Annotated in this window: 17 protein-coding genes; 8 read left to right on the top strand and 9 right to left on the bottom strand. The window is 75.7% G+C overall.

Annotated features, from left to right (window positions below; translation table 11 throughout):
• Nucleotides 1–25: 25 nt before the first annotated feature.
• Both ACFXPX_RS17130 and ACFXPX_RS17125 read left to right on the top strand, forming a co-directional pair.
• Nucleotides 26–829: an exodeoxyribonuclease III gene (locus tag ACFXPX_RS17130; RefSeq protein WP_380526895.1), complete on the top strand. Its 804-nt coding sequence runs from the start codon at nt 26–28 to the stop codon at nt 827–829.
• Between the two features lie 184 nt (nt 830–1,013).
• Nucleotides 1,014–1,601 (top strand): hypothetical protein, encoded by a 588-nt coding sequence (locus ACFXPX_RS17125; protein ID WP_380526893.1) that lies wholly within the window; start codon nt 1,014–1,016, stop codon nt 1,599–1,601.
• Between the two features lie 70 nt (nt 1,602–1,671).
• Here the strand turns inward: ACFXPX_RS17125 and ACFXPX_RS17120 are convergent, their stop codons facing one another.
• Nucleotides 1,672–2,379 carry a lysoplasmalogenase gene (locus ACFXPX_RS17120; RefSeq protein ID WP_380641974.1) on the bottom strand — a complete coding sequence of 236 codons (708 nt, stop codon included), beginning with the start codon at nt 2,377–2,379 and terminating at the stop codon, nt 1,672–1,674.
• Between the two features lie 234 nt (nt 2,380–2,613).
• On the opposite strand from ACFXPX_RS17120, the gene ACFXPX_RS17115 reads away from it, so the two are divergent.
• Entirely contained in the window at nt 2,614–4,314 is a 1,701-nt protein-coding gene (locus ACFXPX_RS17115; protein ID WP_380641972.1) for a DUF2398 family protein, read from the top strand.
• A 45-nt stretch (nt 4,315–4,359) separates the two neighbouring features.
• Here the strand turns inward: ACFXPX_RS17115 and ACFXPX_RS17110 are convergent, their stop codons facing one another.
• The 3 genes from ACFXPX_RS17110 to ACFXPX_RS17100 all read right to left on the bottom strand — a co-directional run bounded on the left by ACFXPX_RS17110 (nt 4,360) and on the right by ACFXPX_RS17100 (nt 7,799).
• Nucleotides 4,360–5,733 (bottom strand): FAD-dependent oxidoreductase, encoded by a 1,374-nt coding sequence (locus ACFXPX_RS17110; protein ID WP_380593741.1) that lies wholly within the window; start codon nt 5,731–5,733, stop codon nt 4,360–4,362.
• Nucleotides 5,734–5,822: 89 nt separating this feature from the next.
• Complete coding sequence (locus tag ACFXPX_RS17105) at nt 5,823–6,002, bottom strand: hypothetical protein (RefSeq protein ID WP_375884919.1); 180 nt, start codon at nt 6,000–6,002, stop codon at nt 5,823–5,825.
• Between the two features lie 144 nt (nt 6,003–6,146).
• Entirely contained in the window at nt 6,147–7,799 is a 1,653-nt protein-coding gene (locus tag ACFXPX_RS17100) for a BCCT family transporter (protein ID WP_380526885.1), read from the bottom strand.
• A gap of 327 nt (nt 7,800–8,126) precedes the next feature.
• On the opposite strand from ACFXPX_RS17100, the gene ACFXPX_RS17095 reads away from it, so the two are divergent.
• Entirely contained in the window at nt 8,127–9,437 is a 1,311-nt protein-coding gene (locus ACFXPX_RS17095; protein WP_380593739.1) for a sulfite oxidase, read from the top strand.
• 83 nt (nt 9,438–9,520) lie between these two features.
• Here ACFXPX_RS17095 and ACFXPX_RS17090 read toward each other — a convergent pair whose 3' ends face one another.
• Together ACFXPX_RS17090 and ACFXPX_RS17085 are read right to left on the bottom strand one after the other, a co-directional pair.
• On the bottom strand, nt 9,521–10,171 hold the full coding sequence (locus ACFXPX_RS17090) for a TetR/AcrR family transcriptional regulator (RefSeq protein WP_375884924.1): 651 nt from the start codon (nt 10,169–10,171) through the stop codon (nt 9,521–9,523).
• A gap of 176 nt (nt 10,172–10,347) precedes the next feature.
• Complete coding sequence (locus ACFXPX_RS17085) at nt 10,348–11,259, bottom strand: acyl-CoA thioesterase (protein WP_380593737.1); 912 nt, start codon at nt 11,257–11,259, stop codon at nt 10,348–10,350.
• Nucleotides 11,260–11,385: 126 nt separating this feature from the next.
• Between ACFXPX_RS17085 and ACFXPX_RS17080 the strand changes: the two genes are divergently transcribed.
• The 3 genes from ACFXPX_RS17080 (at nt 11,386) to ACFXPX_RS17070 (ending at nt 16,595) form a co-directional block, all read left to right on the top strand.
• On the top strand, nt 11,386–12,741 hold the full coding sequence (locus tag ACFXPX_RS17080; RefSeq protein ID WP_380593735.1) for an SWIM zinc finger family protein: 1,356 nt from the start codon (nt 11,386–11,388) through the stop codon (nt 12,739–12,741).
• Between the two features lie 50 nt (nt 12,742–12,791).
• Nucleotides 12,792–15,518 carry a DUF6493 family protein gene (locus ACFXPX_RS17075; protein ID WP_380641969.1) on the top strand — a complete coding sequence of 909 codons (2,727 nt, stop codon included), beginning with the start codon at nt 12,792–12,794 and terminating at the stop codon, nt 15,516–15,518.
• Nucleotides 15,519–15,647: 129 nt separating this feature from the next.
• Entirely contained in the window at nt 15,648–16,595 is a 948-nt protein-coding gene (locus ACFXPX_RS17070; RefSeq protein ID WP_380526875.1) for a DUF389 domain-containing protein, read from the top strand.
• A gap of 55 nt (nt 16,596–16,650) precedes the next feature.
• On the opposite strand, the gene ACFXPX_RS17065 is transcribed toward ACFXPX_RS17070, so the two are convergent.
• From ACFXPX_RS17065 to ACFXPX_RS17055, 3 genes are all read right to left on the bottom strand, one after another.
• Nucleotides 16,651–17,820 carry an MBL fold metallo-hydrolase gene (locus ACFXPX_RS17065; RefSeq protein WP_375885300.1) on the bottom strand — a complete coding sequence of 390 codons (1,170 nt, stop codon included), beginning with the start codon at nt 17,818–17,820 and terminating at the stop codon, nt 16,651–16,653.
• A 379-nt stretch (nt 17,821–18,199) separates the two neighbouring features.
• Nucleotides 18,200–18,652 carry a MaoC family dehydratase gene (locus ACFXPX_RS17060; RefSeq protein WP_380641967.1) on the bottom strand — a complete coding sequence of 151 codons (453 nt, stop codon included), beginning with the start codon at nt 18,650–18,652 and terminating at the stop codon, nt 18,200–18,202.
• Nucleotides 18,653–18,760: 108 nt separating this feature from the next.
• Nucleotides 18,761–19,219, bottom strand: a complete 459-nt coding sequence (locus ACFXPX_RS17055; RefSeq protein ID WP_375884936.1) for a pyridoxamine 5'-phosphate oxidase family protein — start codon at nt 19,217–19,219, stop codon at nt 18,761–18,763.
• A gap of 149 nt (nt 19,220–19,368) precedes the next feature.
• Between ACFXPX_RS17055 and ACFXPX_RS17050 the strand changes: the two genes are divergently transcribed.
• Entirely contained in the window at nt 19,369–20,220 is an 852-nt protein-coding gene (locus ACFXPX_RS17050) for a hypothetical protein (RefSeq protein ID WP_375884939.1), read from the top strand.
• The last annotated feature ends 111 nt before the right edge of the window (nt 20,221–20,331 follow it).

The following is a 20,331-nucleotide window of genomic DNA, read 5'->3' as shown; positions in this document are numbered from 1 at the left end:
CGAACCACCGGGAAGGCCGCCCGCCGTGACCGTCCGCATCGCCACCTGGAACATCAACTCCGTCACCGCCCGGCTGCCCAAGCTCCTGGAGTGGCTGGAGAGCGCCAAGCCCGACGTGCTCTGCCTCCAGGAGCTCAAGTGCGCGGCCGACGCCTTCCCGTACGAGCCGGTCCGCGAGCTCGGCTACGAGACGGCCGCGCACGGCAACGGCCGGTGGAACGGCGTGGCGATCGTCTCCCGGATCGGCCTGGAGGACGTCGTGCGCGACCTGCCCGGCCAGCCCGGCTACCTGGCCGACGGCGCCCTGCTGCCCGACGTCGAGCCGCGCGCCGTCGCCGCCACCTGCGGCCCGGTCCGGGTCTGGTCGGTCTACGTGCCCAACGGCCGCGAGGTCGACCACCTGCACTATCACTACAAGCTGGAGTGGCTGGAGGCGCTGCGCAAGGCCTCCGCCGAGGACGCGGCCGGCCCCCGCCCCTTCGCCGTCCTCGGGGACTTCAACATCGCCCCCACCGACGCGGACGTCTACGACGTCGCCGCCTTCGAGGGCCTCACCCACGTCACCCCGGTCGAGCGCGCCGCGCTGGCGGCGCTGGGCGAGGTCGGCCTGCACGACGTGGTGCCGCGCCCCCTCAAGTACGACCACCCCTACACCTACTGGGACTACCGCCAGCTGGCGTTCCCGAAGAACCGCGGCATGCGGATCGACCTCACCTACGCCAACAAGCCCTTCGCGGACGCCGTCACCGACAGCTACGTGGACCGCGAGGCCCGCAAGGGCAAGGGCACCTCGGACCACGCCCCGGTCGTGGTGGACCTGGACCTCTGAGCCCCCGGGGCTGCGGTGACGCCGTGTGACGATCACACGAGGTGACGGGCCGTCGCCCGAACGGTCCTGAGCGGTGGCCGGGCCCACCGGGCCTGCCTACCGTCGGTGAAAGACCGGGTGCAGTTGACACACCACGTGGACATGGGAGTCCCCGGCTGCGCCCGAGAATCCCGGAGGTTCCGGCATGCGCCCCACGCGTACGGCCGCCGCCGCCCTGATCGGCGCGACGGTGCTGACCGGTCTGACGGCCCCCCTCGCAGCAGCCAGGGACGGCGCGGCCTCGGTCAGCCCGTCCCAGGCCGCACCGGGCCAGACCGTGACGGTCACGGTCTCCTGCGAGAAGTCGGACAAGCCCGACGCCAAGACCATTACCGCCCACTCCGCCGCCTTCGAGGGCGGCCCCGCGACCCTCACCCTGGGCTCCGACGGCAGGCACACCGGCTCCGCCCGGCTCGCCTCCGAGCGCAACGGGGACAGCAAGGTCGACGGCACCTGCCCGGACGGCGGCGCCTTCTCCACCACCGTCAAGGTCACCACGGTGACCGCCACCGCCCCCGACAAGGGCCTCGGCGACTGGGGCAAGGCGGCGGGGGAGTGGGCCGGCTCGCTGGGCCAGTCCGGCGCCGGCAGCCAGCAGGTCGCCCCGCACGGCGCGGTGAAGACCGGGCTCGGCGGCTCGGTCGCGGCGGACCCGGCGGAGCTGGCCGGAGGGCTGGCCCTGGTCGCGGGCGGCATCGGCGGCTTCTGGCTGCTCCGCAGGCGCAGTGCCTGACGGCCCCGCCCCCCGCGTACGCCCACGCCGCGCCGCCGAGCCCTGACCGGACCGGCGGCGTGGCGGCGCGTCAGAGGGCCGCCCGGTCCTGCCCCTCCTCGTGCTGGAGGAGGCCGCTGGCCAGCAGGTACTGGGCCAGCACGTACGTCGCCATGATCCAGAACTGATGCCCCGGCAGCTCGCGCCACTTCGCCAGCTGGGTCGCGATCAGGGTGTCGGAGAGCAGGAACAGCGCCCCGCCCAGCCCGGTCCGCCAGCCCAGGCCGGCCGCGGTGACCGCCGTCGAGGTGAGCAGCAGGCTGTAGCCGGCCACCGGGACCTTGAGCTCCCCGAGGTCCGGCCAGAGCCGGCCGATCATGCCCGCCCAGGCCGCCGCGTACGCGGCCGCGACCACCAGGGCGCGCCGCCGGTCGGTGAGCGCCCCGCGCTGGACGAACATCGCGACGTAGCAGACGTGCGCGGCCGCGAACGAGCCCATCCCGGCCAGGAACGCGGTGTCGTCCTTCAACTGCAGCAGTACGTCCCCGCCCGCGCTCGCCAGCAGCGCCGGGGTCAGCAGCTTCGGCAGCTCGCGCTCGGTCCGGGCCGCCGCCGCCACGCTGTGCGCGGCCAGCAGCGGCATCAGGGCCGGCTTGGTGGCGTTGCGCAGCACCGGGGCCCCGGAGAGGATCGAGCCCAGGTGCACCGCCGAGGTGGCCGCGAAGCCGCCGAGCAGGCCGGTGGCCGAACGCAGGCGCCCGCCGAGGCCGGTGGCGCGGGTGGTCGTACGGATGCTCATGCGGCGTCTGCCTCCGAGGTCGCCCGGGGTGGGGGGTCCACCGACCCTAAGGGAGTCGGCGGGGTGGGGGAAGACCAGGTTACCGGTGCGTAACCCGGGTGGGGGAAGGGGAGTGACGGCCCGGCCGGGAGAGCGGAGCACCGGCGACCGCTTCGAGGGCTCTTGCGGAGACTTCCTCAGGAGCACGGTTGCTGCCACCGGGTGAGCCGGTCACCGTCTACGCTGGACCCCGACATGGAGCAGCAGGAGTACGCGGTCGGCGCCACCCGGGTGGCCGCCGGCAGGCCGGACGGACGCAGGGGCGGGGCAGGCCGGGGAACCGCCGCCGCCGTCCTCGCCGTACGCGGACCCGAAGCCGCCGGGCCCGCCGACCCGGCCGGTGCCGCGGGTGAGCACGGTGCTGACGGTCCGCAGGAGCCCGACGGGGCGCTCTCGCCCGACCCGGGACTGCTCCGGCTCGCCCACTGGTTCGCCGCCGCCGCCCCCGGCGCCGCCGACGACCTGTGCACCGCCTCCTTCGGCCTCTACCCCGCCCGGCACCTCGGTGCCGCCGCCGAGCCCGGCGACCCCGGCGTCAGCTGGTGGCACGGCCCGACCGCCCACACGGCCGCCGTCCCGCGCGCCCGTGAGGCCCGCGAGGGGCGCGCCGACGGCGGCCTGCGCCGCGCCCGGCGCGACGCCGCCGCCCTGCCCGTCGTCCGGTCGGGCGCCAAGTCCGGCCGGCCCGGCCGCCACCGCAGGCCGGAGCGCACCCGGGCCCTGCCGGAGCTGCCCGGCGACGCCCCGGAACCGGCGGGCGAGGAACTCCCCGACGCCGAACGCCGCATCGCCGCACGGCTGTTGCTCGCCCACCCGCTGGTCACCGCCTCCGGCCCGCACGCCGACGGCTTCCCGCTGATCCGCCGTCACCGCGACTGGCTCGTCGAACGCTTCGACACCTTGCTCGGCTACCGCCTGGTCGTCGGCCCCTGGCACGCCCGGCTCTGCAAGGCCGGCCTCGGCCCCGGCGCCGCCCGCCGCCTCGAACACCCGGCCACCGGTGCCCCGTTCACCCCGGCCGGCTACGCCCAGCTCGCCCTCGCCCTGGCCCTGCTCGTCGATGCCCCCGAACAACTCCCGTACGGGCGGCTGCTCGACGCGATGCGGTCCGCCGCCCCCGACCTCGCGGCCCAGGCGGCCGACCCGGACGCCCCCGCGATGGCGCTCGCCGCGCTGGCCGACTGGCAGGTGCTCGGCGACCTGCCGGCCGACCCGGCCGACACCGCCTTCGTGCTGACCGTCGACCGCGAACTCGCCCGCGCCGTCCCGGCCGGACCGCCCGCCCTCGCCGCCGACGCCGCCGACCTGATCCGCCGTGCCGCCGAGGCCGAACCCGCTACCGCCGTGCGGCGCCTCCTCGCCGAGACGCCCGCCGTCCTCGCCGCCGACCTCCCCGAGGACCGGCGCGCCTGGCTGCACGAGCACCGGCTCAGCGGCCCGGCCGCGCTCGCGGACTTCCTCGGGCTGGAGGCCGAACTGCGGGCCGAGGGCGTCGCCCTGCTCGACCCGGCCGCCGAACTCACCGACCTCGCCCTCCCCGGCACCGGCACCCTCTCCCAGGCCGCCCTGCTGCTGGTCGAAGGCCTGGTGGAGGAGGTCCGGCCGCTGCCCGGCGAGGCCACCGAGGGCGACGTACCGATCGCCGACGCGCTGATAGACGGCCTCCTCGGCGACATCGCCGACGACCACGACCTCCCGGCCCGCTACCTCGCCGACCGCACCGCCCTGCGCCGCGACGCCCTCGACCTCCTGCACCGGCTCGGCCTGATCACCCCCACGCCCCGCACCACCTGGCTGCTGCGCCCCCCGGCCGCCCGCTACGCCCCGGCCCCGGACCTCCACCCCACCCCCGGCACCGGCCGCCACTCCCGCCCCGCCGCCCCGTCGGGGAGTTGAGCCCCGGGCCCCGGCGACTGCCGGGCCGGGGCGGGCCGTGGGCGGTCAGGCCGGGATGAGGGCTTCCCATTCGCTGCGGGTGGGGCCGTCGTGCCGGGGGGTGAAGTCGGGGCGGGCGGCCAGCCAGGCGGTGACGTGGCGGTCGACCTCCTCGCTGCCGAAGGCCTCCTCGGGCGTACGGACCAGGTGGCGGACGTGGGCGCGGGCGCGCATGACGACCGGGTCGTCGAAGGCGCAGGCGGCGAGGGCGGCGGTGCGGCGCTCGGGGAGGGCCGAACCGTCCAGCAGGCGCTGCTCGTTGGTGCGGTCGCCGGCCACCTGGGCGTCGAACCAGGGGCGCAGGGTCCGGGCGGTCCAGTCGTGGTAGCCGGCGGGGTCGGCGGCGACCTGGTCGGCGTGGCCGGCGAGGTACTGGCCGGCGAGCAGGCCGAGGGCGACGCCGTGGCCGAGGGTGGGGTTGGTGTGGACGAGGCTGTCCCCGGCGTTGACCAGGCCGGTGACGACGGGGCCGGCGTCGTCGGTGAGGGAGGTCCAGCGGTTGTCCAGGCCGGCCATCGCCAGGACGGCCGAGCGGGGTTCGGGGTCGAGGTCGAGCCAGGCGGCGCAGGCGGGGAAGCGGCGCAGGACGGCCTCGAACACGGCGGGGTCCAGGAGTGCGCCGCGGGTCGGGTCGCCGGTCGAGAGCACCATGCTCAGCGCGAAGGTGTCGTTGTCGGAGGGGAAGACCCCGGCGGCGGCGAACCCCGCGACCGAGCCGGTCCGCACCCGCCCCGGGTCGCGCGGGCCGTCGGCCCGCAGGCGGTACCAGCGGCACAGGTAGGTGATGCCGGTGCGGTGGCTGTCGACGACGGGCGGGCGGCAGCCGGCGGCCGTCAGCCAGCCGGGCACGGCGGAGCGGCGGCCGGCGGCGTCGACGACCAGGTCGGCCGGGTGGGTCCCGTCGTCGACCCGCAGGCCGGTGACCCGGGGCGGGTTTCCGTCCTGGAGGGTGAGGGCGCTCACCCGGCGGCCGCGCCGTACCTCGACGGAGGGCTCCCGGCGGACGGCGGCGGTGAGGGCGGCCTCCAGCACGATGCGGCGGGTGCGCAGGGTCACCAGGTCCTCGTCGCCGTCCCGGTGCGGCGGGTGCTGGTCGAACCAGTCGAAGTCGTGGTACTCCCGGGCGCCGCGGGCCAGCAGGTCGGCGTGGACGTCGGGGGCCTCGGCGCGCAGCACCGTGCGGACCGGGGCGAGGAAGGAGTGGGGCTGGTCGGCCTGGGGGACCCGGGGCCGCTTCCAGTGGTAGAAGTCCTGGTCCAGGTCCGTGTCGGCCTGTCGGGCCTCCTGCTCGAACAGGGTGACGGCATGGCCCCGTCGTCCGAGCATGAGGGCCGTTCCCAGCCCGCTGATCCCGCCACCGATGATTGCAACCCGCGCCACTGCATCCCCTTCGCGTCGTGTTGCAGAGCGATCATAGGGCTTGCTGATCTTCGGATTGACATGACCCCCCAGGCGCGGGGCGGGGCCGGCTACCTGCTCGCGGTGGCGGCGGCGATCGGGCCGTGCTGGACGGTCTCCACGGTGGCACCGACCCCGAGGGTGCCGAGGGCGATGGAGGCGAGGACGGCGGTGCAGGCGAGGAGACGGCGGTGGCGCTGGGGGAGCGGGAAGCGCGGTTCCTGGTAGGGCGCCTGAGGGCTGGCGTTCATGACAGGGAGGCTCCCAGGGCGGTGTGAACGGTCGGTACGCGCGGGTGAAGTCCGGGCGGGGATCGGGCGTCACTTGGCCGCATACGCCCCACCCGGTCGCCGGGTGGGGCGTATGCGCTGGTCAGTGCCGGTGTGTCGGGGGCCTCAGCGCCGTCGGCCGCGCTCGGCGAGGGCCTCGCCCACCGCGACCCGGACGGCGTCCCGCAGGCCGTGGGCGGGGTGGAAGCGGGAGGGGCCGGCCGCCGGGTCCTCGCGGAGCTCCTTCACCAGGGAGAGGCAGAGCAGCAGCATCACCACGACGAAGGGCAGCGCGACCAGGATGGTGGCGTTCTGCAGCGCGGTGAGCCCGCCGGCCAGCAGCAGGGCGGCCGCGACCCCGCCCATCAGCACGCCCCAGACCACCACCAGCGGGGTGCGCGGGTGCAGCGAGCCCCGGCTGGAGAGCGAGCCGAGCACCAGGGAGGCGGAGTCGGCGCTGGTGATGAAGAAGGTCATCACCAGCAGGACCGCTACCACGCTGGTGACCGAGCCGAGCGGCAGCGAGCGCAGCATTTCGAACAGCGAGGCCTCCGCGCCGCGCGGGATGGTCGCGACCAGGTCGGCGGTGCCGGTGCCGACGAGCCGGATCGCGGTGCCGCCCATGACGCAGAACCAGATCACGGTGGCTCCGCTGGGCACCAGCAGCACGCCGAGCAGGAACTGCCGGATGGTGCGGCCGCGCGAGATCCGGGCGATGAAGGTGCCGACGAAGGGCGCCCAGGAGAGCCACCAGGCCCAGTAGAAGATCGTCCAGGAGCCGAGCCAGCTCTCGTCGGTGAAGGCGCCGGTCTGGGTGGACATCCCGAGCAGGTCGGAGAGGTACCCGCCGACGGTGGACGGGATCGAGTCGAGGACGAACACCGACGGCCCGAACACGAAGACGAAGAGCATGATCAGCGAGGCCAGCACGACGTTCGCGGTGGAGAGCCACTTGACGCCCTTGTGGACGCCGGAGAACGCGGAGAGCACGAAGGCGGCGGTCAGCGAGCCGATGATGACGAGCTGGGCGTTCTGGGTGTTGCGCACGGAGGTGATGTAGCCGAGGCCGTCGGCGACCTGGAGCGCGCCGAGCCCGAGGCTGGTCGCGGAGCCGAAGACGGTGGCGAAGACGGCGAGCAGGTCGATCGCCCTGCCCTGCCAGCCGTCCGCGCCGCGCTGCCCGATCAGCGGGACGAAGGCGGCGGAGATCCGGTTGCCCCGGCCCTTGCGGAAGGTGGTGTAGGCGAGGGCGAGGCCGCCGACCGCGTAGATCGCCCAGGGGTGGAGGGTCCAGTGGAAGAGCGAGAACTCCAGCGCCTGCTGGGCGGCGGCCGCGCTCTGCGGTTCGAGGCCGGAGCCGGGCTGCGGGGCGGCGAACAGTTGCAGGGGCTCGCCGACGCCGTAGAACATCAGGCCGATGCCCATGCCCGCGCTGAACATCATGGCGACCCAGGCGAGGGTGGAGAACTCCGGTTCGTCGTCGTCGCGGCCGAGCCGGATCCGGCCGAAGCGGCTGAAGGCGAGCAGCACGGTGAGGACCAGGAAGACGTCGGCGGCCACCACGAACAGCCAGCCGAAGTTGTGCAGGACCCAGCGGAGCGCCGTGCTGGAGGTGCGGCCGAGCGAGTCCTCGGCGAACACGCCCCAGGCGACCACCGCGAGCACCAGGACGGCGCTGATCCCGAAGACCGCCCGGTCGGTGGGGAGGGTGGCGGCGGGTTCGCCGGGTTCGTCGGGCTCCTGCACAAGCGGGGAGGGCTGCGGCGGCTGGCTGCTCATGCGGGAGGACCTCTCGACATACGGGGAACACGGGGGATTCAAGATGTATGTCGCACTATGTCCAGTTGGCGGCGTGCGCGGCGGGAGGGCGCGCCGGGCAGGCGGAGGGTGGGGACCTTCGTCCCGTCAGGCCGCCCGCCCCCGCCCGGCGGGTGCGCGGTCGCGGGGCCGGGGTCGGGGTCGGAGGAGAGCGCTTCGGCGGCTGCCCGCGTCGGCCCCCGGCCCGGTGGAGGTGGGGGCGGTTCGGCCCTTGGCCAACTCCTCGACGGATGCGCGGGGTTGGGGCAGGGCTTCGGCCATCGGCCGCTGCCCGGAGGGGAGTTCTAGGTGGCGGGCGCCGGGGGCGTACTCGGCCGGGCCCGGGCGGGAACCGCCGCCCGCCGGCCTGGTCACGGAAAGCGCCGGAGCGCCTACGCTGGGAGAGCGGGAGCGCCATCCGGACAGTGCCGTCCGGATGCCGTCGTGCCCCGCCGTCGAGGAGGTGCCAGGCCCGTGCCCGGAAGCATGGACCCGTCGGGAAGCATCGAGCTGCCCGGAATCGTCAAACCGCTGCCCGCCCGGTGGTTCGTCCGGCGCGACACCAACGCCGAGATGCGGTGGGACGCGCTGCGCGAGGCCGACGGCGGGGCCGCCGTCGGCCGTCACGTCCCGGTGGAACGGTTCTTCGTCCGCAACCACACCAGCACCCCGCTGATCGACCCGGCCACCTGGCGGCTACGGCTGTTCGGCAGCGGCCTGCACGGCGCTCCGGGGCCGGAGCGGGCGGTCGAGTTCGGCCTGGCCGACCTGCGGGCGCTGCCCGCCACCCGGACCGAGGCGCTGATCGAGTGCGCGGGCAACGGCCGCGGCTACTTCCACCGCCAGCAGGGCCAGCGCGTCCCCGGCACCCCGTGGACGCTGGGCAGCGTCGGCTCGGCGGCCTGGCGGGGCGTGCGGCTCGCCGAGGTGCTGCGGGCCGCCGGGCTGACCGACCGCGCGGTGGACGTGCTGCCCGCCGGCCTGGACCCGGACTACGTCGTCGACGGCACCAACCACGGCCCGGTGCGCCGGCCGCTGCCGATCGCCAAGGCGCTGGACGACGCGCTGCTCGCCTACGAGATGAACGGGGCCCCGCTGACCCCCGACCACGGCGCGCCGGTGCGACTGGTGGTGCCCGGCTGGGTCGGCATCGCCTCGATCAAGTGGGTCGGCAGCATCGAGGTGGCCGACCACCCGCTCCGGTCGCCCTGGAACACCGTCTTCTACCGGATGTACGGCCCGGGCTGGCCGCCCGACGGCGTCGCGCTCACCACCCAGGTGGTCAAGTCCGCCTTCGAACTGGCCGAGGGCGCCCGACTGGAGGCCGGGCGCGAGCACCGCCTGTACGGGCGGTCCTGGTCCGGCACGGCCCCGGTGCGGCTGGTCGAGGTGAGCACCGACGGCGGCCGCAGCTGGCGGCCCGCCGAACTGGACGGGGAGCCGCCCGCCGGGGACTGGGCGCGCTGGAGCGTCGGCTGGCGCCCCGAGCGGCCCGGCCGGTACGAGCTGCGCGCCCGCGCGACCGACCGCGGCGGCGCCACCCAGCCCGAACGGGCGGCCCTCAACCGCGAGGGCTACCTGTTCGGCGCGGTGGTGGCGCACCCGGTGACGGTGGTCTGAGCGGCCGTCGGGACGCCCGGGCCGGGGCGCCCGGGTTCGGGGCCGTCCGGGTTCGGGGCTGTCCGGGTTCGGGGCGCGCGGGCTCAGCCGGTGGACTGGACCTCGTACGGGGCCGGGTAGGGGGTCTCGTACGGGGTCAGCACCAGGCGCACCACGTCCTCCAGCCGCCGTCTGGCGTCCCCGAGGGTGGTGCGGCCGGTCACCCAGGCCGTCAGTTCCCCCTGCCAGGCGTGCGCCACGATGTGGCGCACCAGGTCGCTGGCCGCCGCCGGCACCTCGGCCGTCACCACCTGGAGCGCGGTGCTGTCGGCCCGGGCCATGCCTTGCAGGGCCTCGCTGGCGAAGGGATCGGTGGAGGCGGCGACGGCGACCCGCAACCGGGCCAGCTCGGGCTGGCGCTGGTAGGCCCGCATCCCGCCCCGGACGAACCGGACCGCCCGGTCGGTGGCCCCCAGCCCGGCGCGCGGTCCGCGCAGCTCGGCCACCAGGTCCGCCAGCAGCAGCCGGTGCCACTCGGCGATCGCCGCCGCCAGGAGGTGGTCCTTGGAGGAGAAGTAGCGGTACGCCGTCCCCAGGGCGACTCCGGACCGCTCGCAGACCTGCTTCATCTGCAGCCGCTCGACGCCGATCTCGTTCACCAGGGCGAGCGCGGCCGCGATCAGGCTTTCGCGGCGTTCGAGCTGACGCGGAGACATCGCCTCCACCGGCCGTGGTGACAGGTCAACCTTGGTCACCCGCACCATGATACGGGCCGGGGCCGCTCAGGAGTATGACGCCGACCGGCCCCCTTCCGTTCGCCCGCCGTCCACCGCGCTTCGTCCGGGCTTCGTCCGGGCGGCGGGCGGGGGCGTCCGCAGGCCTTCCGGGCGGCTCCCGCGCGGCTCCCGGCGGCCTCCGGGAGCCGCCCGGTTCACGGCATCCGGCGGATCAGCGCCTCCTGGGTGGCGGAGGCCACCAGCCGGCCGTCCCGGTCGTAGAACTCGCCGAGCGACAGGCCGCGGCCGTCCGAGGCGGAGGGGCTGCGCTGGGCGAAGAGCAGCCACTCGTCGGCCCGGAAGGGGCGGTGGAACCACATCGCGTGGTCCAGCGAGGTCATCAGCAGTCGGGGCGGCTCGATGCGCTGGAAGAAGTTCGCCTGCTCGTGCAGCCCGGCGGTGGAGGCCAGGGTGAGGTCGGACAGGTAGGTGAGCGCGCAGGTGTGCAGCAGCGGGTCGGTGTCCGGCAGGCGGGTGGCGATGCGCAGCCAGACGAACTGCTGGGGCATGCCGGGGACGGCCGGCGGCAGGCCCGGGGCGTCCGGCGGCACGAAGCGCAGTTCGAGGTCGCGGAAGCCGTCGGAGGCCTTGATCGCGGTGCGCAGCTCCTCGTCCCAGTGCGAGAAGGCGTCCGGCAGGGTCTCCGGGTCGGGCAGCGGGGGCACCTCGCGCTGGCGGTCGCCGGCGGCCGGCTCGGGGAGCTTGAAGGAGGCGGTGAGGTTGAAGATCTCCTTCCGGTCCTGCACCGCCCGGACCCGGCGGGTGGTGTAGGTGAAGCCCTCGCGCAGCCGGTCGACCTGGTACTCGATCGGCCGGGTCGGGTCGCCGGGCAGCAGGAAGTAGCCGTGCAGGGAGTGCACCGCGCGCTTCGGAGCGCAGGTGCGTCCGGCGGCGGCGAGGGCCTGGGCGGCGACGTGGCCGCCGAAGGCGCGCATCGGGGCGCCGGCGTGGCAGTGGCCCCGGAACGTGTTCTCGTTCAGCTGCTCGATTTCCAGCAGGGCGGCGAACGGGGTGGCCGGGGCGGGCGCCTGCTCGGTCGGTCTCTGCTGTTCTGTCAGGTCGGTCACCGGCCCATAGTGGCAGAAGCCAACCGTGCGGTGGTGTGACCTGGGTAACGCGGACCCCGGGTAGAACGTGTTTCACTACGCCGACCGGGCGAGGGGATGTCGGACCGGTCACCTAGCGTGCTGCCCATGACGCAATCCGCACAGGCGTACGCCTACCTGCGCCCGTCGGCCGTCCTGGACGGCGCCGCCGGCCGGAGCCTCGACCTGGCCACCTCCGGCGGCGCCACCCCGCTCGGCGCGGCCGCCAACCCGCGCTTCTTCGCGGGCTTCCTGGCCGAGCCGGCCCCGGCCGCCGCCGCACTGCTCGCCGTCGCGGACGTCGCCGCCGCCCGCTACCACCAGCCGCGGCTGCGGGCCTCGCTCGACCCGGTGGTCACCGCGAACGGGGACCGGCTGCGCTTCGAGTCCTTCTCCGGCTGCTGCGGCGTGTACGCCCGGCTCGACGTGCTCGGGGCGGGGCTGGACGGCGGCGAGATCGGCCACGGCACCACCAACGTGGACGTCAACGACCCGCTGCGGGAGGCGCTGACCAGGATCGGCCCGGCCGAGCCGCTGCACCTCGCGGTCGGGCCGGACGCCCTGGAGGTCACCGGCCTCGACGGCCCGCTGGTCGAGCGGAAGGTGCCGCTGCCGGAGCGCTGGCTGCGCGGCTTCGCCGAGACCCAGGTGGTCGCCGCCGGCTTCGACCTGCGCGCCGAACTCGGCGCCGCCGAGGCCGTGCGCTTCCTGCGCTCCCTGCCGCGCGGCGGCCGCGGCGGCGTCGGCTGGGTCGTCCCGGCCGGGCGCACCCTGCGGCCCACCACCCGTCCGGTGCCCGGCGCCGTCTGCCTGCCCGGGCCCGAGCGGCTGGTCGCCCTGCAGCGCGTGCTGCGGCACGCGCTCGGCCTGCGGGTGTACGGGCCGGTCGCCGGCCCGGCCCCGACGGCCTGCGCCTGGGAGGTCGTGCTGCCCGGCATGCGGCTGACCCTCACCCTCTCGCCGGACGCCTCGCGCGGCTTCTCCGGCGAGGGCGGCGTACTCGACGCGCTCGCCACCGGCACGGTCGAGCAGGACGCCGAGCTGATCGCGGTACTGCTCGCCTGGGAGCCCCGGATCGAGGTCGCCGAGCTGGCCGAGCAGTCCGGGCTGGGCGTCGAGCGGGTCCGCGCCGCGCTCACCCGGCTCGGCACCGCCGGGCAGATCGGCTACGACACCGCCGAGGCCGCCCACTTCCACCGGCGGCTCCCGTACGACGCCGGGCGCGCCGAGGCCGCCAACCCCCGGCTGCGGGCCGCCCGGGCGCTGGTCGCGGCGGGTGCGGTGCGGCTGGAAGGCGACGGGGCAACGGCCGTCGTCACGGTGGACGACCACATCCAGCGGGTGCGGACGGACGCGTCGGGGCGGGTGAGCTGCACCTGCCTGTGGTGGGCCAAGTACCGCGGCGGGCGCGGGCCGTGCAAGCACGCGCTGGCGGTCGGCATGGTGCGCGAGGCCGGGGCATGAGCACGGGGGAGAAGGCGGAAAGGGTGGACAGAGCGGTGAAGGTGGCGAAGATGGCGAAGGCGGAGATCGTGGAGCGGACCGCGGGGCCGGTCGGGGAACTGCTCGCGGCCGTCCGGGTCGGGTTCGTCGAAGCCGTCCCGGAACTGCTGGCCGAGCTGGACAAGGTCCAGCGGCGGGAGTGCCTGGCCGCGCTCAGGGAGCTGCGCAAGGAGCTGCGCGACGACTGGTCGCAGTCCGGGACGGACACCCGGGGCGCCCTGCTGATCGCCGGAGCCGGCTGCCACCCCGGCCCGGCGGGCGCCGCCACCTGGCTCGCCGGCACCGACTTCGGCAGCCGCGACTGGGCCCGGCACCCGGCCCTGCACGTGGTCGTCGAGTCCCAGCCGCAGGAGTGGCAGATCGAGGTGGCCACCCGGCTCGCCCAGCGGCCGGTGCGCTCCTGGGGCTGGTCGATGCACCCGCTGGTCGAGGCGATCGTCCGGCGCACCGGCTGCGCCGTGCCGGTGAGCGAGCCCTTCGTCCGGGGCTGGTTCGGCGCCCTGTCCACCGAGTACGGCCCCCGGCCGCCGTTGGTCGAGCGGCTGCGGGCCGACGCCCTGATGCCCGTCCTACTGCCCCGGATCCTCGAACTCGCCGACATCGGTGGCACGTTGACCCGCCGGCACAGCCCCCGCCGCGGGGACGTCTGGACCGAGGCGATCGCCGACCTGGCCGCGACCGGGCTGGTGGACCGGGTCGAACTGCTCGACCGCTGCCTGGCCCGGCTGCTGCGCGGCGGCAAGGCCGCCGACCAGCGGGCCTTCCTGGAACTGCTGCGCGCGCTCGACCCGACACCCGAGGAGTACGCGGCCAGGGTACGGGACGTCCTGGCGCTGCTGGACGGGCTGTCGGTGATCGCCGGCCACGCCCAGGAGGTGCTCGCCGGACTGGACGAGGCCGGGCTGATCGAGCCGGAGACGCTCACCGAGGCCTCCGCGGTGGTGCTGTTCCGGACCGAGAAGAAGCTGGTCAGGGCCCAACTGGCCTGGCTGGAGAAGGCCGCCCGGCGCGCGCCCGACCGCTCTGGGCCGGTGGTGCTCGCGGCAGCCGGAGCCTTCGGCCACCCGGACCCCGGCGTCCAGGAGCGGGCGCTGAACGTGGTGGCCCGTCACCTCGCCGCGGCGGGCACGGCCGTGCTGCCAGAGCTGCGCGGCGCCGCCGAACTGCTCCACCCCGCCCACCACGCCCGGGCCGGGGAACTGTTCGGCGCCCCGGTCGGTGGCGGTGGCGGTGGCGGCGACGACCCGGCGGGCGGATCGGAGGAGATCCTGCCGCCGGTGCCCGGGCCGCGCCCGCTCGGGGCACCGATCGGCTCGGCGGCCGAGCTGGCCGAGGAGCTCTCCGCGCTGCTCGCGGCCCGGGAGCCCGAGGTCGCCGCCTTCGAACGGGTGCTGGACGGACTGGTCCGGCAGGCCCACCTGGACCGGGCCGCGCTCCTCGCGGCACTGGAACCCGTCCGCCGGACGCACCCCTGGCAGGGCGCCGGCCACTGGGCCGACTGCACGCCCCGGGACATCTCCTACGTGGTGGCCGCGCTGGCGGGCGAGACGCCGTCACGCCGGCTCTGGGACGCCCTCACCGGCAGCGGACGCACCCCGCTGCGCGGCCCCCGCACCAGCCCGCACGGCACCGTCCTCGCCGCCCGGCTGGAGGAGGCCGCCTGGCAGGTGACCGCCAACCGCCCGCCCTACCTGCTCGCCGTCCCGACCGACACCACCGGGGCGATCGAACCGGCGGCGCTGGTCGAACGCCTCGCCGGGTACCAGGCGGCGCGCATCACCCCCGGCCAGGCCGACCTGTGCGCGGCCCTGCTCAGGGTCCGGCCGACCGCCGAGCCCGAGGTGCTGGCCGCCGCCGAGGCGCTCACCTCGCCCGCCGGGCGGTGGCTGGCGCACTGGCTGCGCACCGGCGGCCTGCCCGGACAGCCCTCCGAACGGGTGCTCTTCGCGCCCGGCCGGGGCGTGCGGAGCCGGCGGACCTACCTGGACCGCTGGTGGGAGGAGATCGAGCGGATCGTCGTCGCCCAGCCGGGCACCGGCTCCGGGCCGACGGGGCCGGCCGGCGAGCGGCTCGCCCCGGAGTTCCGCAAGCTGCTCGACCCGACCGGGCCCAGCGTCTCCCGGGCCCGCGCCGTCGAGGAGTGGGTCTGGCGGCCGGTCCCGCACTGGGTGGCGGTCCTGCCCCACCACCGGGAGGAGCTGGCCGCCCGCTGGCTCGACCAGTTCGCCGCGGGCGCCGACCGGGACGAGCGCGGGGCCGCGCGCCACCTCCCGCTGCTCGCCGAGTCCGGCGGCCCCGCCGGACTCGCGCTGCACCTGGCGCTCGCGTACGGGCTGGGCGCCCGGCACGCCGAGGACCGGACCGGCGCCCTCGACGCGCTGCTGGTGCTCGCCGCGCGCGGGGAGCTCGACGGCGGGCTGCTCGGGCGCGAGCTGGGCGAACTGGTCCCGCTCGGGGCGGTCAAGCCGACCCGGCTGGTGGCGGTGCTCGGCCAGGCGGCGGAGACCGGCGCGCACCGGACGGTGTGGACGGTGCTGCGGGCCGCGTTGCCCGAGCTGCTCGGCACGTCCGGGCCGACCGTCCGCGGGCTCGGGGACCTGCTCGCGCTCGCCGCGGACTGCGCCCGGCGGGGCGGGGCGCGGGGCGCGGTGGCCGAGGTGACGGCGGCGGCGGAGCAGGGTGGGTCGAGCCGGGTGGTGAAGGAGGCCCGGGCGCTGCGGGACGTCCTCGCGGGCTGAGCGGGGCTCATGTGTCGGCGGGACGGGCCGCGAGGGACGGGCCGAGAGAGCGGGCCGCGAGGGCGGGCGGGGCGTCAGGTTCTAGGGTGGGCGGGATTTCCGATCCGTCCGCTACGTACCGGAGAGCCCGTGCTGCACCTTCGCCTGATCGTCCCGCCCGACCTGCGCGAGCCGGTGCTCGGCTGCCTGGACGACTCCGTCGGGGTCACCCACGTGGTGGTCCTGCCGGACGCGGCCGTCCGGCCCGCCGGGGACGTGGTGCTCTGCGACGTGGCCCGGGAGGCGCTGGACGAGGTGCTGGGCGCACTGCGCGGGACGGGCCTGGTCGAGCGCGGGGCGATCGACGTCTCGGCGCTCGACCTGAGCCTCTCGGCGGCGGCCGACGAGGCCGAGCGGCTGGCCCCGGGGGAGGGGGCCGACGCGCTGGTGTGGGAATCGGTCTCCGAGATCACCCACGAGGAGTCCACCCTCACCTGGGTGTTCCTGGCCTTCCTCACCGTCGCCACCATGCTGGCGGCCTGCGGCTCGGTGCTGGACAGCGCCATCCTGGTCGTCGGCGCGATGGCGGTCGGCCCGGAGTTCGGGCCGCTGGCCGGGCTCTGCGTGGCGATCGTCCAGCGCCGCGCGCGCCCGGCGCTGCGCTCGCTGAACGCCCTGGTCACGGGCTTCCTGGTGGCGATGGCGCTGACGGTCTGCTTCGGACTGCTGATGGACGCGCTGGGGCTCTTCTCGGAGGAGCGGTTCGACGCCGCGCGTCCGAACACCTCGTTCATCTGGCAGCCCGACGCGACCTCCTTCGTGGTCGCCTTCCTGGCGGGCGTCGCCGGGCTGCTCTCGCTGACCTCGGCGAAGGCCGGCACCCTGGTGGGCGTCGCGATCTCGGTCACCACCGTGCCCGCCGCGGCCAATGCGGCGGTCGCGCTCGGGTACGGCAAGGTCGACCAATTCTGGGGATCCAGCGTGCAGTTGCTGCTGAACCTGCTGGGGATCGTGCTGGCCGGGGTGCTCACCCTGGTGGTGCAGGAGGCGGGCTGGGCGGTGATCCGGCGCCGCCGGGGGACGGCGTCGAACAGCTGACGGCGAACAGATAACAGCGAACAGATAACAGATGACAGATTTCAGCGAACAGATTTCAGATGACAGAGTTTGAAATCTGTTCGCTGAAACCCGTCGCCTGTTCCCGCACCTCCGTCCGCTCCGCGACCAGCGGTTCGATGCCGCGCGGCCTGGCCGCGACGGCGCGCCACCACAGCCGCAGGGCCGGCGGGTCGGCGGGCTCGAAGGGCTTGCCGGGGCGGGGGACCGCCAGGTGGGCGCCGAGAGCCTGGGCGGCGGTGACCACGCGCTCGGCGGGCTCCTCCCAGGGGTGGATCGCCAGGTTGAAGGTGCACCAGTGGATCGGCAGCAGCAGCTCGCCGCCCAGGTCCAGGTGCGCCCGGACGCCCTCCTCCGGGGTCATGTGCACCTCGGGCCAGAACTCGCTGTACGCCCCGACCTGCATCATCGTGGCGTCGAACGGGCCGAGCCGGCGGCCGATCTCCGCGAAGCCGGGGAAGTAGCCGGTGTCCCCGCTGTGGAAGATCCGGTGCCCGCCGCCCGCGACCACCCAGGACGCCCAGAGGAACAGCGCGCTGGTGCGCGGACCCCGGCTGCAGTAGTGCCGGGCGGGCGTGGCGGTCAGGGTCAGTCCGGCGACCTCGGCCGACTCCCACCAGTCCAGCTCGACGATCCGCCCGGCCGGCACGCCCCAGTGCTCCAGGTGCGCCCCGACCCCGAGCGGTACGGCGAACACCGCGCCGCTGCCGATCAGGGCCTTCACGGTGCGCATGTCGAGGTGGTCGTAGTGGTCGTGCGAGATCACCACCACGTCCACCGGCCCGAGTTCGGACAGCGGCAGCGGTACCGGGTGCAGCCGCTTGGGGCCGGTCCAGCCGAAGGGGGAGCAGCGCTCGCCCCAGACCGGGTCGATCAGGACGCGCCGCCCGCCGATCTCGGCGAGCACGGTGGCGTGCCCCAGCCAGGTGAGCCGCAGTCCGGAGGCGGGTGGGGCGGCGAGGTCGACCGGGAGCAGCCGGTGCACCGGCACCGCGGCGGACGGCGCCCGGCGGGTCTTGTCCCCGCTCAGCTGGGCGAGGGTGATCTCCAGCGGGCTGCGCTCGTAGACCAGGCGGCGGGTGGGCACCGGGTTGCGGAAGGCGCCGTCGGAGAACTGCGGCGAGCGGCGGATCCGGGCCAGCCGCTCGCCCCGGGGGTCGGCCCCGAAGGCGTCGGTGCGGACCCGGTGCCAGGCGGCGCGGGGCAGTCCGGCGAGGCCGGGGAGTGCGCGCTCCGGGGCGCCGCAGCCGAGCGCGGCCCGGTCGGCGTCCGGTGCGCTGGGCGGCGGTGCGAGCTGTGACGTCAGACCGGCGAGACGGGAGAACCACGGGACGGGGCGGGGCACGGCTCCTCCTGGGACGGTCACGGCTACCGGGCAGGCCGGGGCGCGTACCCCGGGGGCCGTGGGGCCACTGGGGTACGACAACCATCTCGTCGGACGTTACTCGCCGTGGGCCGTTCGGACCCGGCGAAGAGCCCGGCGCGGTCCAATCGGCGTACCCGGCACGCGCCGCCGGCGCCGAGCCCGGCCCCCGCGCGGTGCGGGTGCCCGGCGCCCGCGCCCCGCGCCCGTCGCCGGCCCGCCGCTACGCGTAGAAGCGGGTGATCGCCTCCGCGACGCAGTGCGGCTTGTCGCTCCGCTCGCTGGTGATGGTGAAGCGCACCACCGCCTGGACCCCGCCCGGCACCTCGGTGGCCGAGAGCAGCTCGGCGGTGGCCCGGATCGCGGTGCCGACCGGCACCGGGGCCGGGAAGCGCACCTTGTCCGAGCCGTAGTTCAGCGCCATCCGCACGCCCTCGACGCCGTAGCACTCCTTGGCCAGCACCGGGATCATCGACTGGGTCAGGTAGCCGTGCGCGATGGTCGAGCCGAACCGGCTCTCCTTCGCCCGCTCCGGGTCGACGTGGATCCACTGGTGGTCGCCGGTCGCCTCGGCGAACAGGTCGATCTTCCGCTGGTCGATGGTGTGCCACTCGCTGGTGCCCAGCTCGGTGCCGACGGCGGCGGTCAGCTCGGCGAGGGAGGCGAAGGTCGTCACGGTGCGCTCCTGGAGGGGACGGCCCCGGGGAGGGGTCACGGGGGCAGGACGCCGGAAGCGTATGCCTACCCGCCGGTACCTGTCAGGAGCGGAGTGCGAAACCCGAGCTCAGGGCCGCAGCAGCGGTCGGCCGAGCGAGCCCTGCCCGAGCGAGCCCTGCCCGGTCGGGAACAGCCGGCGGCCGCTCACCAGTTCCGGCACCAGGGCGATGAACAGCGGCTCCGGGTCCCCCACCCACGGCCGCAGCCCGGAGCGCAGCACCCGGCGCACCTGCTCGGGCTCGCTGACGGCGTCGGCCCGGCCGTGCACCAGCACGCTCCACCCGGTGCGGGTCACCGGGTCCAGCAGGTCCGCCTGGAAGGCCACCACCGTGCCGTCGAGCCCGCGCGCGGTGGCACTTCCCCGGCGCACGGCGAGCACCAGCCGCCCGTCCAGGACCTCGAAGGAGACCGGCAGGACGGCCGGCAGCGCGTGCTCGGTGTACACCACGCGCCCGACGGGCACGGTGCTGAGCAGCCGTAGGCACTCGGCCTCGCTCAGGGTCTGCACTCGGTCCTCACGCTCCATGCGTCCGATCGTCCTCGGTCGGCGCGGGCGTCGATAGGGCCCATGGTCCCTGAGCGGACGGGCCGGGAGCCCCGTCGGCGCCCGGCCGGAGCGGTAGCCTGCCCCGCGTCGGGATCGGTGGAGGGGCGGGCGCAGGAGGGGGCGGACGGATGGCCGGCGGGGTCGATCTGGTGGTGATCGGTGCGGACGGCGGGCCCGAGCGGGCCTACGGCGGGTCGGCGCACGCCCCGGCGGGCGCCCGGCTGTTGGCCGAGGTGCTGCCCGGGATGTGCTTCGACACCGGCGCCGCGGGCTGCCGGGTGACGGCCGTGGCGCCGGACGCGGACGCCAACGCGATGCTCACGGCCGTCCGGGACGCGGCCCGGCGCCCCGGCCGCTGGCTGGTGGTCTGCCTGGTCGGCCAGTTGGTGGCCGACCCGCGCGGGCGCCGGCTCGCCCTGGTCACCGGCGGCAGCACCCCCGGCAACGCCTACCGGCGCGGCCTGGCCTGGGACTGGGTGGTCAGCGCGATGGTGCACGGGGACCAGGAGGAGGCCCTGCTGCTGGTCGACGCGGTGGCCGACCGGGACACCTGGACGGCGCTGGAACGGCCCGGCGAGGACAGCGCGGGCGAACTGCTCAGCTACTCCCGGGTCCCGCTGTGGGGCCGGATCGGCCGCTACGCCCCGGGCAGACGCGGCCGGGACGCCGTACTGCCGGGCGAGGAGGGCTCGTTCAGCCGGGCGCTCACCACCGTCCTGCACCACGGCGTCCCGGGCGCCCCGGCGGCGGTCGCCCCGCTGGACCTCCAGCCCGCCGTGGCCGGACTGCTGGACGGGGGCGATCCGTCCGGCGGTCCGGGTACGCCGGGCGCGCGCCTGCTCGTTCCGCCGCACGGCGGGCGCCTGTTGATGCGCAATCGGGCCGCTGTTCGGGGCGCATTGGCCGGATTGTCGCTTTCCGAAGAACTGTTGGCCGTTCTGTGGCGGGAAAGTGCCCCGACGGAACCGCCTTCCGCGTAAGGTCAGGGGGCCTGAGGTGTTGCCGTGATGGGGTGGGTTGGCGAAGAATCGATCCCCAGTGGAAACATCGGCGGGTCTTCGGAATTCTCCTGGCGACCGTTGATCACGGAT

The organism is Kitasatospora sp. NPDC059146, assembly GCF_042786665.1.
Taxonomy (GTDB): domain Bacteria; phylum Actinomycetota; class Actinomycetes; order Streptomycetales; family Streptomycetaceae; genus Kitasatospora.
This window is presented reverse-complemented; position numbering and strand designations above follow the sequence as displayed.